The organism is Aquabacterium sp. J223, assembly GCF_024666615.1.
Taxonomy (GTDB): Bacteria; Pseudomonadota; Gammaproteobacteria; order Burkholderiales; family Burkholderiaceae_C; genus J223.
Genome location: NZ_CP088297.1, coordinates 3452501 through 3467575, shown reverse-complemented (window position 1 = coordinate 3467575; position 15075 = coordinate 3452501). Strand labels below are relative to the sequence as shown.

Sequence of the window (15075 nt, the reverse complement as noted above, 5' to 3'; positions counted from 1 at the left end):
CTCAGAGCGATCGGCGTACCGCCTGCACCACCTGGTCGATGGCGTCCGGCGCATCGGCGGCCACCGGCCGGCGGTCGGCCCAGCCGCGCAGCCAGGTGAGCTGGCGCTTGGCCAGCTGGCGGGTGGCGGCGATGCCGCGCTCGCTCAGCGCCCCGAGGTCCGGCGCATGGTCGTTCCGGTCCAGCGCCTCCCAGGCCTGCCGGTAGCCGACGGCGCGCATCGACGGCAGGCCGGGGTGCAGGTCGCCGCGCGCGCGCAGCCGCCGCACCTCGTCGAGGAAGCCGGCCGCCAGCATGGCGGCGAAGCGCCGGGCGATGCGGTCGTGCAGCCACGCCCGGTCGCCGGGCTCCAGGCTGATCAGCGTCGGCCGGGGCCCGGTGGGCGCCGCCTCGCGACGGTGGAAGCTGGACAGCGGCCGGCCGCTGCTGCGGAACACCTCCAGCGCGCGCTGGATGCGCTGCGCGTCATGCGGCTTCAGCCGCGCGGCGGTGGCCGGGTCCACCCTCGCCAGTTCGGCGTGCAGCGCCGGCCAGCCGCGTTCGGCGGCCTCGGCGTCCAGCGCCGCGCGGACGTCCGGGTCGGCCTCGGGCATGGCGTCCAGGCCGTCGACCAGCGCCTTGAAGTACAGCATCGTGCCGCCGACCAGCAGCGGCAGCGCGCCGCGGGCGGTGATGTGGTCGATGGCCGCCTGGGCGTCGGCGACGAAGCGGGCGGCCGAATAGGCCTCGTGCGGGTCGAGCAGGTCCAGCCCGTGGTGCGGCACCTCTTCGCGCTCGGCGGCGGTGGGCTTGGCGGTGCCGATGTCCATGCCGCGGTAGACCAGCGCCGAATCGACGCTCACCACCTCCACCGGCCGGCCGTCGAGGGCGAGCGCGCGCGCCACCGCCAGCGCCGCCTCGGTCTTGCCGGCGGCGGTGGGCCCGGCCAGGCCGATCCACACCGATGTCACCGCGAGACGGAGGCGCCTGACCCCGTGGGGACAGGTCGCCGCAGGCGACCAGGGGCGGGCTGCCCGTTAGCGCGCCCAAAAGGATCCGGGTCCCCCGGTCCTTTTGGGTAGCCCCCGCGGGGGGCGGCCGCCAGACGGCCGGGGGTCGTCATCAAAACCGCTCGTGCGGGCCGAGGTAGCGCCATTGGCCGGGCGGCAGGGCGCCCAACCCGATGCGGCCGATGCGCAGCCGCTTCAACGACACCACGGCCAGGCCGACGAGTTCGCACATGCGGCGGATCTGCCGCTTGCGGCCCTCGTTCAGCACGAACCGCAGGTGCCGCTCGCTCTGCCAGGTCACCTTGGCCGGCTGCAGCGGCTGGTCGTCCAGCCACAGGCCATGGCGCAGCCGCTCGACGGCGTCGGGCGCCGGGCCGCCGGGCAGAGGCCGGACCTCGACCAGGTACTCCTTCTCCACAGGCGAGTCCTCGCCGATGAGCAGCCGCGCGATGCGGCCGTCCTGCGTCAGCACCAGCAGGCCGGTGGAGTCGAGGTCGAGCCGCCCGGCCGGCGCCAGGCCGCGTGCATGGCCGGGGTGGAAGGGCTTGCGCGTCGGGTCCTCCGGCCAGTGGTGGTCGGCGGTGACCAGCACGCTGGCCGGCTGGTGGCCGTCCTCCGCCTGGCCGCTGACATACCCCAGCGGCTTGTGCAGCAGCACGGTGACGCGCTCGGCCTGCGCCGCGCGGGCGATGGGGTCGACCTCGATGCGCTGGCCGGGCCGCACCCGCTGGCCCAGCACCGCCATCTCGCCGTCCACCCGCACCCAGCCGGCGGCGATCCAGTCGTCGGCCTCCCGGCGCGAGGCCTGGCCGCTGTCGGCCAGGTGCTTGGACAGGCGGATGCCGGTGGGAGGCGGTGCGGTCGGCCGAGGCGGCGGCTCGCGGCGTGGTGGCGCCGGCGGAAGGGGCGGGCGCGCCGGCTCGGGCACCGCAGCACGTGTCGGCCGGGGCCGCGGCGCGTCCTCGAGCGGCCGCGGCGGCAGCGGCGACCGCGGCGCGCCGGGCCGCACGCCCCGACGGTGCGGGTCGCGCGGCGGGGCGCCGGGCTTCAGGCCCAGCTTGGGTTTTGACGGTGGGGGTGAGGACATCGAGGGGCGGCTCAGCGGCCGCGCAGGAAGAGGGCGTCGAGTTCGCGCAAGCTGATCTGGCGCCAGGTCGGCCGGCCGTGGTTGCACTGGTCGGCGCGCTCGGTGCGCTCCATGTCGCGCAGCAGGGCGTTCATCTCGTGCAGCGTGAGCTGGCGGTTGGCGCGCACCGCGCCATGGCAGGCCATGGTGGCCAGCACCTCGTCGCGGGCGCGCTGCACCAGGCGGCTGCCGCCCTCGTGCTCGGCGAGCTCGGCCAGCACCGCCCGCGCCAGCGCCACCGGGTCGGCGCCACGCAGCGCGGCGGGCTGGCTGCGCACCGCCAGCACGCCGGGCGACAGCGGCGACACGTCCAGGCCCAGCTCGGCCAGCGTCGAGCCCTGCGCCTCGGCGGTGGCCACCTCGGCCGGCGTGGCGGCGAAGGTGGCCGGGATGAGCAGCGGCTGGGCCTCGATGGCGGCCACCGCCATGCCGGCCTTCAGCCGTTCGTAGACCACCCGCTCGTGCGCGGCGTGCATGTCGACGATGACCAGGCCGTGCGCGTTCTCGGCCAGGATGTAGACGCCCTGCAGCTGCGCGATGGCGCGGCCGAGCGGCCAGGCGCCGGCGGCCGCCTCGTCGACTCGGCCCGCCGTGGCCGGTGGCGCCGCGTCGGGCGCCTGGGCGGGGTCGGCGGCGGGCGTCCGCCACAGGGGCGGCGGCGCCTCGGCCACGCCCAGCGGGCGGGCACCGGGCAGCCATTCGGCGCCGACCACCACGCCGGGGCGCTCGGCCGCCGGCCAGGCAAGCGGCGCCTGCCGCGGCCAGGCCGGCGCCGGTGCCGCGGTGACGGCCTCGGCCGTCACCGCCGCGGGCGCCGGCACCCGCACCGCCGCCAGCGCCGCCTCCACCGCCTGCCGCAGCGCCTGGTGCACCGCGCGCCCGTCGCGGAAGCGGATCTCGCTCTTGGCCGGGTGCACGTTGACGTCCACCAGCTCCGGCGGGATCTGCAGCATCAGCAGCCAGGCCGGCTGGCGCTGGCCGTGCAGCACGTCCTCGTAGGCCGAGCGCACCGCATGCAGCACCAGCTTGTCGCGCACGCCGCGCCCGTTGACGTAGAGGTGCTGCAGGTCGGCGCGGCTGCGCGCGGCCTCGGGCAGGCCGATGCGCCCGGCGATGACCAGCGGCCCGGCGAGCGCGTCCACCGGCCGGCTGGCGTCGAAGAAGTCGGCGCCCAGCACCTCGCGCTGGCGCTGCGGCAGCTCGGCCGGCCGCCATTGCACCAGCAGCTTGCCGTCGTGCCAGGCGGCGAAACCGACGTCGGGCCGCACCAGGGCCTGGCGGCGCAGCACGTCCAGGCAGTGCGCCAGTTCGGTGGCCTCGGTCTTGAGGAACTTGCGCCGCGCGGGGGTCGAGAAGAACAGTTCGCGCACCTCCACCGTGGTGCCGGCCGCGCGCGCGGCGGGGGTGCACTCGCCGCTGCGGGCGTCGAGCCGCAGGGCGCCGGGGGCGTCGGCGGTGCGGCTGGTGATCGACAGCTCGCTGACCGACGCGATGGCGGCCAGCGCCTCGCCCCGGAAGCCCAGCGTGCCCACCCGTTCCAGCTCCACCAGCGAGGCGATCTTGCTGGTGGCGTGGCGCTTCAGCGCCAGCGGCAGCTCGGCGGCGGGGATGCCCTGGCCGTCGTCCTCCAGCGCGATGGCGCGCACGCCGCCGCCGGACAGCCGCAGCGTGACGTTGCGGGCGCCGGCGTCGAGCGCGTTGTCGAGCAGCTCGCGCACGACGGAGGCGGGCCGCTCGACCACCTCGCCGGCGGCGATCTGGCTGATCAGCTCGTCGGGCAGCTCGCGGATCGGGCGGCGCTCGGTCAGGGGGTGCATCCGGGCCATTCTAGGAAGCACGGGCGGCACGGAACCTGCCAGGGCCGCCCGTCACGCACCGTTGCCCATAATCCACCGCATGGACGCCATCGCCTTCCTGATCGACTTCATCCTGCACGTCGACCAGCACCTGCAGCAGTTCGTGGCGGCTTACGGGCCCTGGGTCTACGCGCTGCTGTTCGTCATCCTCTTCGTCGAGACGGGGGTGGTGGTCATGCCCTTCCTGCCCGGCGACTCGCTGTTGTTCGTCGTCGGCACGCTGTGCGGCGCGGGCCTGATGAACCTGCCGCTGACCATGGTGCTGCTGACGGTGGCCGCCATCCTCGGCGACCAGTGCAACTACAGCATCGGCCGCGCCATCGGGCCGAAGGTGTTCCAGTGGCCGGATTCGCGCTGGTTCAACCGCCGGGCCTTCGACCAGGCGCATGCCTTCTACGAGCGCTACGGCGGCATCACCATCGTCATCGCGCGCTTCATGCCCTTCATCCGCACCTTCGCGCCGTTCGTGGCCGGCGTGGCGGAGATGAACCGGGCGCGTTTCACCGCCTTCAACGTCGGCGGCGGCCTGCTGTGGGTGGTGGGGCTGACGCTGGCCGGCTACCTCTTCGGCAACCTGCCCTGGGTGCAGGCCAACCTGTCGAAGATCATCTGGGCGCTGATCCTGGTGCCGGGGCTGCTGGCGCTGTGGGGCGCCTGGCGCGAGGGGCGCAAGGCGGCCGCCAGCGCGACGTGACGGCCTCCTTCGCCTGACCGCCCCTTGAATCGGTCGCCGCGGCCGGCACGGCGGCTGCCTAGAATCGCCTCGCGTTTTCCCCATACCTCCAACACACCACTCCTGCCATGCAAGTGCCTGCTTCGGTCTTCAAGGCCTACGACATCCGCGGCATCGTCGGCCAGACGATCGACGAGACCTTCGCCGAGCACCTCGGCCGGGCCTTCGGCACCGAGGCCCGCCAGGCCGGCGAGCGCGCGGTGGCGGTGGGCCGCGACGGCCGGCTGTCCGGCCCCGGCCTGGCCGGGGCGCTGATGAAGGGGCTGGCCGCGGCCGGCGTGGACGTCATCGACCTCGGGCCCGTGACCACGCCGATGGCGTACTACGTCGCCGCGACCCGCGGCGAGCAGGGCTGCCATTCCTGCATCCAGGTCACCGGCAGCCACAACCCCAAGGACTACAACGGCTTCAAGATGGTGCTGGCCGGCCGCGCCATCTACGGCCCGGAGATCCAGGCCCTGCGCCAGCGCATCGAGGCCGAGGACTACACCGCCGGCAACGGCACGGTCACCCGGCTGGACCTGCTGGCCGAGTACAGCAAGCGCATCACCGCCGACTGCAAGCTCAGCCGTCCGGTGAAGGTGGTGGTCGATTCGGGCAACGGCATCCCCGGCGCGTCGGCGCCCGGCATCCTGCGCGCGCTGGGCTGCGAGGTGACGGAGCTCTATTCCGAGGTCGACGGCGACTTCCCCAACCACCACCCCGACCCGTCGAAGCCGGAGAACCTGGCCGACCTGATCCGCACCGTGGCGTCGACCGACGCCGAGATCGGCCTGGCCTTCGACGGCGACGGCGACCGCCTGGGCGTGGTGACCAAGGACGGCCAGATCATCTACCCCGACCGGCAGCTGATGCTGTTCGCCAAGGACATCCTGCAGCGCAAGCCGGGCGCCACCATCATCTACGACGTCAAGTGCAGCCAGCGGCTGACCAGCGAGATCCGCGCGGCCGGCGGCACGCCGCTGATGTGGCGCACCGGCCATTCGCTGGTCAAGGCCAAGCTGAAGGAGACCGGCTCGCCGATCGCCGGCGAGATGAGCGGCCACATCTTCTTCGGCGAACGCTGGTACGGCTTCGACGACGCCACCTACACCGCGGCCCGGCTGCTGGAGATCCTGAGCCGGGTGCCCGACCCCAGCGCGGTGCTCAACGCGCTGCCCACGAGCTTCAACACGCCGGAGCTGAACGTGCCCTGCGCCGAAGGCGAACCGCATGCGGTGGTGGCCGAGCTGCAGAAGAACGTCAGCTTCCCCGGCGCCACCGAGATCACCACCATCGACGGCGTGCGCGCCGACTACGACGACGGCTTCGGCCTGGTGCGGGCGTCGAACACGACGCCGGTGCTGGTGCTGCGCTTCGAGGGCCACACCGAGGAAGCCCTGCACCGCATCGAGGCCGACTTCATGGCCGCCCTGCGCAAGGTCAAGCCCGACGCCCAGGTGCAGCAGGCCGCGCATTGACACCTCGCCCCCTGACGCGGGACTGAAGACCACGCGGTGGCCGGCCGGGTCGCCCTCTCGCCGCGCCAGGCGCTGGCCCGGGCGGTCTACGCGCTGGCCCTGCGGCTGCTGCTGCCGCTGCTGCTGGCGCGGCTGTGGTGGCGCGGGCGGCGCGAACCGGGCTATCGCCATGCGGTGGCCGAACGGCTCGGCTGGTACAGCGGCCCGACGCCGCGGCCCGGCGCGCTGTGGCTGCACGCGGTGTCGCTGGGCGAGACCCGCGCCGCCGCGCCGCTGGTCGACGCGCTGCGCGCCCAGCGTCCGGGCCTGCACCTGCTGCTGACCCACGGCACCGCCACCGGCCGCGAGGCCGGCGCCGCGCTGCTCAAGCCCGGCGACCTGCAATGCTGGCTGCCATTCGACACGCCGGGCGCCACGCGACGCTTCATGGCCCGCTTCCGGCCGGTGCTCGGCGTGCTGATGGAGACCGAGCTCTGGCCCCACCTGCAACGTGCCGCGGTGGCGGCCCAGGTGCCGGTGGTGCTGGCCAACGCCCGGCTGTCCGAGCGCAGCCTGGCCCGCGGCCGACGCCTGGCCGCGCTGCTGCAGCCGGCCGCCGCCTCGCTGACCCGGGTGCTGGCGCAGACCCAGGACGACGCCGAGCGGCTGCGCGCCTTCGGCAGCGGGCCGGTGGAGGTCTGCGGCAACCTGAAGTTCGACCTCACGCCGTCGCCGGTGCTGGTCGAGCGCGGGCAGGCCTGGCGCCGCTGGCTCGGCCGGCCGGTGGTGCTGGCGGCCAGCCTGCGCGAGGGCGAGGACGCGCCTTTGCTGGCCGCCTGGGCGGCGCTGCCCGAACCCCGACCGCTGCTGCTGGTGGTGCCGCGCCATCCGCAGCGCTTCGACGAGGTGGCCGAGCGCATCGTCGCCGCCGGCCTGCGGCTGATGCGCCGCAGCCGCTGGACCGACATGCCCGCCGCCGGCAGCCGCGAGGCCGACGCCTGGCTGGGCGACTCGCTGGGCGAGATGCCGCTGTACTACGCGCTGGCCGACGTGGCGCTGCTCGGCGGCAGCTTCGCCCCGCTGGGCGGGCAGAACCTGATCGAGGCCGCGGCCTGCGGCTGCCCGGTGCTGATGGGGCCGCACACCTTCAACTTCGCCGAGGCGGCCGAACTGGCGCTGCAGGCGGGCGCGGCCGAACGCGTGCCCGACATGGCGCAAGCGGTGCAGCGCGCGGTGGCGCTGGTGCAGGCACCCGGCCGTGCCCGCCGCGTCGAGCAGGCGCTTGCCTTCGCCCGCGCCCACCGCGGCGCCACCGAGCGCACGGCGCAGCGGCTGCTCCCGTTCCTCGACCGCGGCTGAGCGTCCCGGCCGGGCGGCGGCGCTACGGTGTGCCGAAGGCGATCGACAGCGTGACGTCCAGCACCGGGCTGTCCAGCGCGCCGCGCAGCGAACGGATGCGACCGCCGCCCACCTGCAGCCGCGCATGGCGGCCGAGGTCGCGGCCCACCCAGACCAGCGGTTGGTAGACCGCGCCGCCCTGGTTGGACACGCCGCCGCCGCCGGCGGCGCCGGCCAGCGCCTCCAGGCCGATGCGCCAGCCGCTGTCGGGCCCGAGCCGCGTGTTCCAGCCCAGCCCGACCAGGCCGGTCGAGAAGGCGCCGGCCCCGCCCCATGCGGCCGACACCGCATGGCCGGTCAGGTACCAGCGCTCGTCCAGCGCGCTGCGGAACTTCAGGCCGATGAGCTGCATGGAGCGCTCGCCGCCCGCGCGGCGCTCGACATCGCGCCAGTCCTGCAGGGCGAGGCTCCACTCCATGTCGTTGAGCGCCGCCGGCTGGTCGGGCAGGCGTCCCGTCTCCAGCCCGCCGAGCGGCAGCGACAGCGACGCCTGCACATGCCGCGCCGACAGCTCGCCGTTGAGGCCGATGACACGGCCGAGCTCGACGTTGAGCGCCAGCTGCGGCCGCATCAGCCAGGTGGCGACCACGCCGGCGCGCAGCAGCTGGCCGCCGCCGGTGGGCACCGCCCCGCCACCGCCCAGGCCCAGCGCCGCCCGGCCGCCGAGCAGCAGGCCCTGGCCCAGCACCGGCCAGCGGCCCGACAGCGAGCCGAACACCTCCGCATAACCGTCGGCGCTGCCCTGCGCGGCGCCGGCGGCCTCCATGCCGGCGGCGAAACCGGCCTCCAGGTCGCGCTCCAGCCGAATGCCGACGTAGGACAGCGGCGAGCCGCCGGTGGTGCCGGTGTAGCGGCCGACGATGGGCTCCATGCGGTCGAAGCCCACGCCCCCGCGCACGCTGCTGGTGTTGCGCCGCCCGGCGACGCCGGGGGCGGTGTGCACGAACCGGTCGGAGCGCATGAGCACGATGCCGAACTGCGTGCTGGCGATGCGACCGGTGGGAAAGCGCACCTGCGACAGGCTGAAGCCGCTCTGCCAGCCGTCGCGGTCCCACAGCAGGTCGACGTGCGGCCTCAGCATCAGCCCGCCGCCCACCGGCGCGTTCGCACCGCCGCCGCCGGTGGCCGAGGCGCCGGTCACGATGCCGAGTCTCGGCCCCAGCACCCAGCGCCGCTGCAACTCGGCGCCCCAGGTGAAGAGGCCGCCGCGCTGGCCGGTGGCCGCGCCGAAGGCGATCGGACCCGCCCACCAGCCGGGCCGCAGCTCGACCAGGTACGCGCCGTGGGCCAGGCCCATCACCTCGCCGCCGGGCAGCTTCACCCGCTCGTAGCCGAGCTGCATCGACGCCGGCAGCGACTGCAGCCGGGCGCTCGATTCACGCGACGACGGCAGGTCCTGTGCCGTCGCGGCGCCGCCTGCCAGGGCAGCGATGAGGAGGAGCGAGCGCAGGGGCCGAGGCGGCATGAGGACGATGGTGCGGGCTGGCAAAGGCCGCGCATCTTACGGAGGCTGGTGTCGGCCCCTCGTCCGACGGGTACGTCGGCCGATCCCCCGAGGGGATCGCGGGCCGGCTTGGGAGCGGCCCGGCGCTCGGCCCGCACCCGCCGCGATAATCATCGGCATGCTGCTGCTGCTCTCGCCCGCCAAGACCCTGGACTTCGAGACGCCGGTGGCCGAGGCGCTGCTCGCCCGCGCCCGCAAGCCCGCCTTCGTGGCGCGCTCGCAGGCGCTGGTCGGCCTGCTGCGCGACCTGCCGGCCTCGGGCATCGGCGAGCTGATGGGCATCTCGCCGGCGCTGGCCGACCTCAATGCGCAACGCTTCAAGGCCTGGTCGTCGCGCTTCGGGCCGCACAACAGCAAGCCGGCGCTGCTGGCCTTCGCCGGCGACGTCTACGACGGGTTGCAGGCCGGCACGATGTCGGAGGCCGACATCGACTGGGCGGAGCGCCACCTGCGCATCCTGAGCGGCCTGTACGGCGTGCTCAAGCCGCTGGACTGGCTGCAGCCCTACCGGCTGGAGATGGGCACCCGGCTGGCCAACCCGTCGGGCCGCGACCTCTACGCCTTCTGGGGCGACACGCTGGCCGAGCACCTGAACAAGGAGCTGAAGGCCGACGCCTCGCCGGTGATCGTCAACCTGGCCAGCCAGGAGTACTTCAAGGCGGTGGACCGGCCGGTGCTCAAGGCCCGGGTGGTCGAGTGCGTGTTCGAGGACTGGAAGGACGGCCGCTACAAGCTCATTTCCTTCTTCGCCAAGAAGGCGCGCGGCCTGATGGCGCGCTGGGTCATCGACCACCGGGTGATGACGCCGCAGGCCCTGACCGGCTTCGACCGCGAGGGCTATGCCCATGCGCCGGAGGCCTCGACCGCGCAGCGGCTGGTGTTCCGCCGCCGCCTGGCCGGCTGACCCGCGGTCAGCCACCGTCCGAACGACACGGGAGCCGTCGTGAACGTGCAGCAGAGCCAACAGAGCATCACGCCGGAGCTGCGGGCCTGGATCGTCGCGCAGGCCGAGGCCGGCTGCGACCCGCAGGCCGTGCTCAAGGCCATGCACGACAGCGGCTGGGACGAGGAGGTCGCGCTGGAGGCGATGGAGGGCACGCTGCGCGAGCACCTGGCCGCGCGCGGTGCGGGCCGAGAGGTGGCCCAGCCGCCGCTGCGCCCGGCGGCGTCGGTGCCCGAGCCCGACCTGTCGCAGTCGCCCGCCACGCTGTGGGCCGGCGACCGCGAGGTGAGCGTCGTCATGACGCTGGCGTCGCCGCGGGTGATCGTCTTCGGCGGCCTGCTCAGCGATGCCGAGTGCGACGAGCTGATCGCGCTGGCCGAGCCGCGGCTGTCGCGGTCGGAGACGGTGGACACCGACACCGGCGGCAGCGAGGTCAACGCCTCGCGCACCAGCCAGGGCATGTTCTTCCAGCGCGGCGAGCACCCCGTATGCGCGCGGCTGGAGCAGCGCATCGCCACGCTGCTGCGCTGGCCGGTGGAGCGCGGCGAGGGCCTGCAGATCCTGCGCTACGGGCCGGGCGCCGAGTACCGCCCGCACCACGACTACTTCGACCCCGCGCACGCCGGCACCCCGACCATCCTCAAGCGGGGCGGTCAGCGGCTGGGCACGGTGGTGGTCTACCTCAACACGCCGGCCAAGGGCGGCGCCACCACCTTCCCCGAGGCCGGCCTGGCGGTGGCCCCGGTGCGGGGCAACGCCGTCTTCTTCAGCTACGACCGGCCGCACCCGGCCACCCGCACGCTGCACGGCGGCGCCCCGGTGGTCGAGGGCGAGAAGTGGGTGGCGACGAAGTGGCTGCGCGAGGGCCGCTTCGACTGAAGAACCCCGCGCGGCCGGGCGACGTCCGCTGCTGCGCCGCTGCTACCCTCGCCGCCCCATGTCCGCCACGCTCACCCCTCCGATCACCCCGGCCGCCGAGGTCGACGCCCGCCTGCACGACGCCGGCTACGCGGTGCTCGACGCCGCGGGCCTGTGCGCGCTCGCCCGGCTCGACGTGGCGGCGCTGCATGCCCTGGCGCCGGCCTGGGACCGGCTGCCCGCCGACGCCCACCTGCGCGACGGCGGCCGCTACCGGCGTCGCCGCCACGGCTGCTTCATCGCCGAGGCCGGCACCGTGATGCCGGTGCCGCACCGCGCGCACTGGCAGCCGGTGGAATACAACGCGCTGCACGGCGGGCTGCAGCGCTGGTTCGAGCCGCTGGAACCGGCGCTGGCCGAGGCGCCCGCCTGGTCCGCGCTGCTGAACGCGCTGGCGGGCCGCGCCGACGCGCTGCGCGGCCGGCAGGCCTGGTGCGTGGAGGCCCATCCCTTCCGCATCGACACCACCGACGGCATCGGCCGGCCGACGCCCGAGGGCGCGCACCGCGACGGCGTCGACCTGGTGGCGGTGGTGCTGGTGGCGCGCGACGGCGTCAAGGGCGGCGAGACGCGCGTCTTCGAGGCCGCCGGTCCGCAGGGACTGCGCTTCACGCTGACCGAGCCGTGGAGCGTGCTGCTGCTCGACGACGCGCGGGTCATCCACGAGACCACGCCCATCCAGCCGCTGGACCCGGCGCGGCCCGGCCACCGCGACACGCTGGTGCTGACCTACCGCGCCGGCAGCTTCCAGGGCGACTGACCTCCGCGCGCCCATGACCCTGCCCATCACCTTCGCCGACGTGCAGGCCGCCGCCCAGCGGCTGGCCGGCGTCGCGCACCGGACGCCGGTGCTGACCTCCCGCACCGCCGACGCGCGCACCGGCGCCCGCCTGTTCTTCAAGGCCGAGAACCTGCAGCGCATGGGCGCCTTCAAGTTCCGCGGCGCCTACAACGCGCTGGCCTCGCTGGGCGAGGCCGAGCGCCGGGCCGGCGTGCTGGCCTTCTCCTCCGGCAACCATGCGCAGGCGGTGGCGCTGGCGGCGCGGCTGCTCGGCATGCCGTCGGTGATCCTGATGCCGGCCGACGCCCCGGCCGCCAAGATCGCCGCCACCAGCGGCTACCAGGCCGGCGACGCGCGCAGCGAGGTCATCCTCTTCGACCGCTACCGGGAGGACCGCGAGGCGCTGGCCCGGCGCGTCGCCGCCGAGCGCGGGCTGACGCTGGTGCCGCCGTTCGACCACCCGCTGGTGATGGCGGGGCAGGGCACGGCGGCGCTGGAACTGCTCGAGGACGCGGGGCCGCAGGACCACCTGTTCGTCTGCGTCGGCGGCGGCGGGCTGATCTCCGGCTGCGCCACCGCGGCCAAGGCGCTGGCGCCGGGCTGCCGTGTCTGGGGCGTGGAGCCGGCGGCCGGCAACGACGTGCAGCAGAGCCTGGCGCGCGGCGAGATCGTCCGCCTGCCCGAGGTGCCGCGCACCCTGGCCGACGGCGCGCAGACGCAGGCGCCGGGCCGCCACACCTTCGCCGTCATGCGCGAGGCGGTGGACGGCGTGGTGACGGTCGACGACGCGGTGCTGGTGCGCACCATGGCCTTCCTCGCCGAGCGGCTGAAGGTGCTGGTCGAGCCCACCGGCTGCCTGGCCGCCGCGGCGGTGCTGGAAGGTGCACGCGAGGCGCTGCCCGACCTGCGCGGCGCGCGGGTGGGCATCGTGCTGAGCGGCGGCAACATCGACCTGGCGCGCTTTGCCGCGCTGGTCGCGGCGCCGGGCTGAGGACAGGCGCGCTGGGCGCGCCCGGGGGCCGCCGTCAGCCGCGGGCGCGCATGGCCACGCGGGCCTGGACGAACTGGAAGGCGAACTCGACCGCTTCGCGCACGTGGCGCTGGGTGTCCTCGCGCTCGCGCTCGGTGAGGTAGAAGGCCAGGTCCACCGGGTGGCGGATGTAGCGTGGCGGCAGCCGGTTCAGCGCCACGCAGGCCACGTCGGCGAGCAGCGGCCCGCCCAGCAGCGGGTAGTCGCTGGCCATCTCGGCCACGGCCGACAGCACCGGCTGCTCGTGGTGGTTGCGGATGGACTCGAATTCGGTGTCGTCGGTCATGGGCGGGAGGTCGGGCGGTGGGCTTCATGCCCCCATCGCCGGTCTTCGGCCTCGCCGCGCCGAACTTGACGGCGACACCCGCCGTCGCCGTTGAAAGCGTCTCAGGCGGCGCCGAGCGCCGGCACGAAGCCCTGCCGCGGCTGCGCCACCGCGGCGGGGTTGGCGCGCACGAAGTCGAGCATGCGGGTGATGCAGCCCAGCGCCTTCACGCGCACCGGCTCGTCGACCTGCACCTCGCCGGCGCCGTGCTCCAGGCAGGCCAGCACGCCCTGCAGTGCGTTCATCGCCATCCACGGGCAGTGCGCGCAGCTCTTGCAGGTGGCGCCGGCGCCGGCGGTGGGCGCCTCGATCAGCGTCTTGCCCGGCGCCAGCTGGCGCATGCGGTGCAGGATGCCGTTGTCGGTGGCGACGATGTACTCGCTGGCGGGCCCGTCGACCACCGCCTTGAGCAGCTGCGAGGTGGAGCCGACCACGTCGGCCATGCGCACCACGCTTTCCGGCGATTCGGGGTGCACGAGCACCTGCGCGCCGGGGTGCTCGCGCTTGAGCAGCTCCAGCTCCAGGCCCTTGAACTCGTCGTGCACGATGCAGGCGCCGTTCCACAGCAGCATGTCGGCACCGGTCTGCTCCTGGATGTAGCGGCCGAGGTGGCGGTCGGGCGCCCACAGGATCTTGCGGCCCTGGGCCTTGAGGTGCTCGACGATGGCCAGCGCGCAGGAGCTGGTCACCATCCAGTCGGCACCTGCCTTCACCGCGGCGCTGGTGTTGGCGTAGACCACGACCTCGCGGTCGGGGTGGGCGTCGCAGAAGGCGGCGAAGTCGTCCGGCGGGCAGCCCAGGTCGAGCGAGCAGGTGGCGTCCAGGTCGGGCATCAGCACCCGCTTCTCCGGCGACAGGATCTTCGCCGTCTCGCCCATGAAGCGCACGCCGGCGACGATCAGCGTCCTGGCCGGGTGCTCGCGGCCGAAGCGGGCCATCTCCAACGAATCGGCGACGCAACCGCCGGTCTCCAGCGCCAGGTCCTGCAGGTCGCCGTCGACGTAGTAGTGCGCGACCAGCACCGCGTCCTGCTGCTCGAGCAACTGGGCGATGCGGGCCTTGGCGTCGTCGCGCTCGCTCCGCGACAGCGGCGGCGGCACCTTGGCCCAGGCCTGCACGGTGCAGCTGCCGCCGGCGGCATCCTGGCGGGTGTAGTCGAAGCGGATGGGCTGGGGGGTCATGACGGGAAGTGCAGGACAGGGGCCCTTGGCAGCTCGCCTGTCGAAAGGGCCGCCATGGTACGCGGCGTGCGCGGGGCTGGCCGGCTCACGGCTTCTCCGCCAGGGCGAGGAAGCGGCGCGGCGGCAGGCCCACGCAACGGCGCACCATGGCGCTGAAGGCGCTGGGGCTGGCATAGCCCAGCTCGGCCGCGATCTCCGCCATCGGCTTGCGCTGGGCCGCCAGCGCGACCGCGCGGGAGAGCAGGGCCTGCTGCCGCCACTGGGCGAAGCTGGTGCCGAGTTCGTGCTGGAACAGGCGGGCGATGGTGCGCGGGCTGGCGCCGGCGTCCCGGGCCCAGCCCTGCAGGCTGGCGTGGCGGGTGGGGTCGTCGAGCATCGCTTCGCACAGCGCGCGCAGCCGCTTGTCCTGCGGCAGGTCGACCCCCAGCGGCACCGGGTCGGCGCGGTGCAGTTCGTCGAGCAGCAGCGAGACGAGCAGTCCTTCGCGCGTGCGGTCTCCAGCGACGGCGGGGCGGGCGGCACCGTCCGCCGAGGGGTCCAGCTCCTGGACCAGCGCCCGCAGCAGGTCCGACACGGCGAGCACCCGGCATTGGCGCCAGGCGCCGATCGCGTCCTCGTTCGACGCGTCGGGTCCGTACTGGCCGGGCGGCTGGTGCAGGTAGAGGGTGTGCACGGTGGCGGTCTCGACCACCGTCACGGCGTGCTCGATGGCCGGGGGAATCCACAGCGCCCGAGACGGCGGGACCACGAAGCTGCCCTGGGGCGTGGTCAGCCGCGTGACACCGTTGAAGGAGAACGCCACCTGCGCCCAAGGATGTGCGTGCGGCCGCACGCGCTCGTCATGGCGCAGCAC

At 74.7% G+C, this 15075-nt stretch carries 14 protein-coding genes (1 of these 14 running past the window's edge); 7 read left to right on the top strand and 7 right to left on the bottom strand.

Going from position 1 to position 15075, the window contains the following annotated elements:
- Position 1: 1 nt before the first annotated feature.
- The 3 genes from miaA to mutL form a co-directional block, all read right to left on the bottom strand.
- Positions 2 to 949 (bottom strand): tRNA (adenosine(37)-N6)-dimethylallyltransferase MiaA, encoded by a 948-nt coding sequence (gene miaA / locus LRS07_RS16490; RefSeq protein WP_260499054.1) that lies wholly within the window; start codon positions 947 to 949, stop codon positions 2 to 4.
- 151 nt (positions 950 to 1100) lie between these two features.
- Positions 1101 to 2075, bottom strand: a complete 975-nt coding sequence (locus tag LRS07_RS16485) for a pseudouridine synthase (RefSeq protein ID WP_409450555.1) — start codon at positions 2073 to 2075, stop codon at positions 1101 to 1103.
- Positions 2076 to 2086: 11 nt separating this feature from the next.
- Positions 2087 to 3931 carry a DNA mismatch repair endonuclease MutL gene (mutL, locus tag LRS07_RS16480; protein ID WP_260499053.1) on the bottom strand — a complete coding sequence of 615 codons (1845 nt, stop codon included), beginning with the start codon at positions 3929 to 3931 and terminating at the stop codon, positions 2087 to 2089.
- A 79-nt stretch (positions 3932 to 4010) separates the two neighbouring features.
- On the opposite strand from mutL, the gene LRS07_RS16475 reads away from it, so the two are divergent.
- The 3 genes from LRS07_RS16475 to LRS07_RS16465 all read left to right on the top strand — a co-directional run bounded on the left by LRS07_RS16475 (position 4011) and on the right by LRS07_RS16465 (position 7501).
- Complete coding sequence (locus tag LRS07_RS16475) at positions 4011 to 4664, top strand: DedA family protein (RefSeq protein WP_260499052.1); 654 nt, start codon at positions 4011 to 4013, stop codon at positions 4662 to 4664.
- Between the two features lie 107 nt (positions 4665 to 4771).
- The gene (locus tag LRS07_RS16470; RefSeq protein ID WP_260499051.1) at positions 4772 to 6163 is read left to right on the top strand and encodes a phosphomannomutase/phosphoglucomutase; all 1392 of its coding nucleotides are present in this window, start codon (positions 4772 to 4774) and stop codon (positions 6161 to 6163) included.
- Between the two features lie 36 nt (positions 6164 to 6199).
- Positions 6200 to 7501, top strand: a complete 1302-nt coding sequence (locus tag LRS07_RS16465; RefSeq protein WP_260499050.1) for a 3-deoxy-D-manno-octulosonic acid transferase — start codon at positions 6200 to 6202, stop codon at positions 7499 to 7501.
- 22 nt (positions 7502 to 7523) lie between these two features.
- On the opposite strand, the gene LRS07_RS16460 is transcribed toward LRS07_RS16465, so the two are convergent.
- Entirely contained in the window at positions 7524 to 9005 is a 1482-nt protein-coding gene (locus LRS07_RS16460; RefSeq protein ID WP_260499049.1) for a hypothetical protein, read from the bottom strand.
- A gap of 157 nt (positions 9006 to 9162) precedes the next feature.
- Here LRS07_RS16460 and yaaA point away from each other — a divergent pair, with 157 nt between their 5' ends.
- The 4 genes from yaaA to LRS07_RS16440 are packed head-to-tail and all read left to right on the top strand — an operon-like array spanning position 9163 to position 12677.
- On the top strand, positions 9163 to 9948 hold the full coding sequence (gene yaaA, locus LRS07_RS16455; RefSeq protein WP_260499048.1) for a peroxide stress protein YaaA: 786 nt from the start codon (positions 9163 to 9165) through the stop codon (positions 9946 to 9948).
- Positions 9949 to 9987: 39 nt separating this feature from the next.
- Positions 9988 to 10866, top strand: a complete 879-nt coding sequence (locus tag LRS07_RS16450) for a 2OG-Fe(II) oxygenase (RefSeq protein ID WP_260499047.1) — start codon at positions 9988 to 9990, stop codon at positions 10864 to 10866.
- 58 nt (positions 10867 to 10924) lie between these two features.
- Entirely contained in the window at positions 10925 to 11665 is a 741-nt protein-coding gene (locus tag LRS07_RS16445; protein ID WP_260499046.1) for a 2OG-Fe dioxygenase family protein, read from the top strand.
- A 13-nt stretch (positions 11666 to 11678) separates the two neighbouring features.
- On the top strand, positions 11679 to 12677 hold the full coding sequence (locus tag LRS07_RS16440) for a threo-3-hydroxy-L-aspartate ammonia-lyase (RefSeq protein ID WP_260499045.1): 999 nt from the start codon (positions 11679 to 11681) through the stop codon (positions 12675 to 12677).
- Between the two features lie 34 nt (positions 12678 to 12711).
- Here LRS07_RS16440 and LRS07_RS16435 read toward each other — a convergent pair whose 3' ends face one another.
- The 3 genes from LRS07_RS16435 to LRS07_RS16425 form a co-directional block, all read right to left on the bottom strand.
- Positions 12712 to 13002 carry a late competence development ComFB family protein gene (locus tag LRS07_RS16435; protein WP_260499044.1) on the bottom strand — a complete coding sequence of 97 codons (291 nt, stop codon included), beginning with the start codon at positions 13000 to 13002 and terminating at the stop codon, positions 12712 to 12714.
- Positions 13003 to 13103: 101 nt separating this feature from the next.
- Complete coding sequence (gene nadA / locus LRS07_RS16430) at positions 13104 to 14222, bottom strand: quinolinate synthase NadA (RefSeq protein ID WP_260499043.1); 1119 nt, start codon at positions 14220 to 14222, stop codon at positions 13104 to 13106.
- An 85-nt stretch (positions 14223 to 14307) separates the two neighbouring features.
- Positions 14308 to 15075: the 3' portion of an AraC family transcriptional regulator gene (locus LRS07_RS16425; protein WP_260499042.1), read on the bottom strand. The gene runs 87 nt beyond the window's last position; 768 of the gene's 855 nt are visible here — the last part of the coding sequence; its start codon lies off the right edge, out of view; it ends in the stop codon at positions 14308 to 14310.

Coding starts and splice junctions, on each gene's coding strand:
- LRS07_RS16485 (WP_409450555.1), bottom strand. CDS start 2,075: ATGTCCTCACCCCCACCGTCAAAACCCAAGCTGGGCCTGAAGCCCGGC.
- mutL (WP_260499053.1), bottom strand. CDS start 3,931: ATGCACCCCCTGACCGAGCGCCGCCCGATCCGCGAGCTGCCCGACGAG.
- LRS07_RS16475 (WP_260499052.1), top strand. CDS start 4,011: ATGGACGCCATCGCCTTCCTGATCGACTTCATCCTGCACGTCGACCAG.
- LRS07_RS16470 (WP_260499051.1), top strand. CDS start 4,772: ATGCAAGTGCCTGCTTCGGTCTTCAAGGCCTACGACATCCGCGGCATC.
- LRS07_RS16460 (WP_260499049.1), bottom strand. CDS start 9,005: ATGCCGCCTCGGCCCCTGCGCTCGCTCCTCCTCATCGCTGCCCTGGCA.
- yaaA (WP_260499048.1), top strand. CDS start 9,163: ATGCTGCTGCTGCTCTCGCCCGCCAAGACCCTGGACTTCGAGACGCCG.
- LRS07_RS16445 (WP_260499046.1), top strand. CDS start 10,925: ATGTCCGCCACGCTCACCCCTCCGATCACCCCGGCCGCCGAGGTCGAC.
- LRS07_RS16440 (WP_260499045.1), top strand. CDS start 11,679: ATGACCCTGCCCATCACCTTCGCCGACGTGCAGGCCGCCGCCCAGCGG.
- LRS07_RS16435 (WP_260499044.1), bottom strand. CDS start 13,002: ATGACCGACGACACCGAATTCGAGTCCATCCGCAACCACCACGAGCAG.
- nadA (WP_260499043.1), bottom strand. CDS start 14,222: ATGACCCCCCAGCCCATCCGCTTCGACTACACCCGCCAGGATGCCGCC.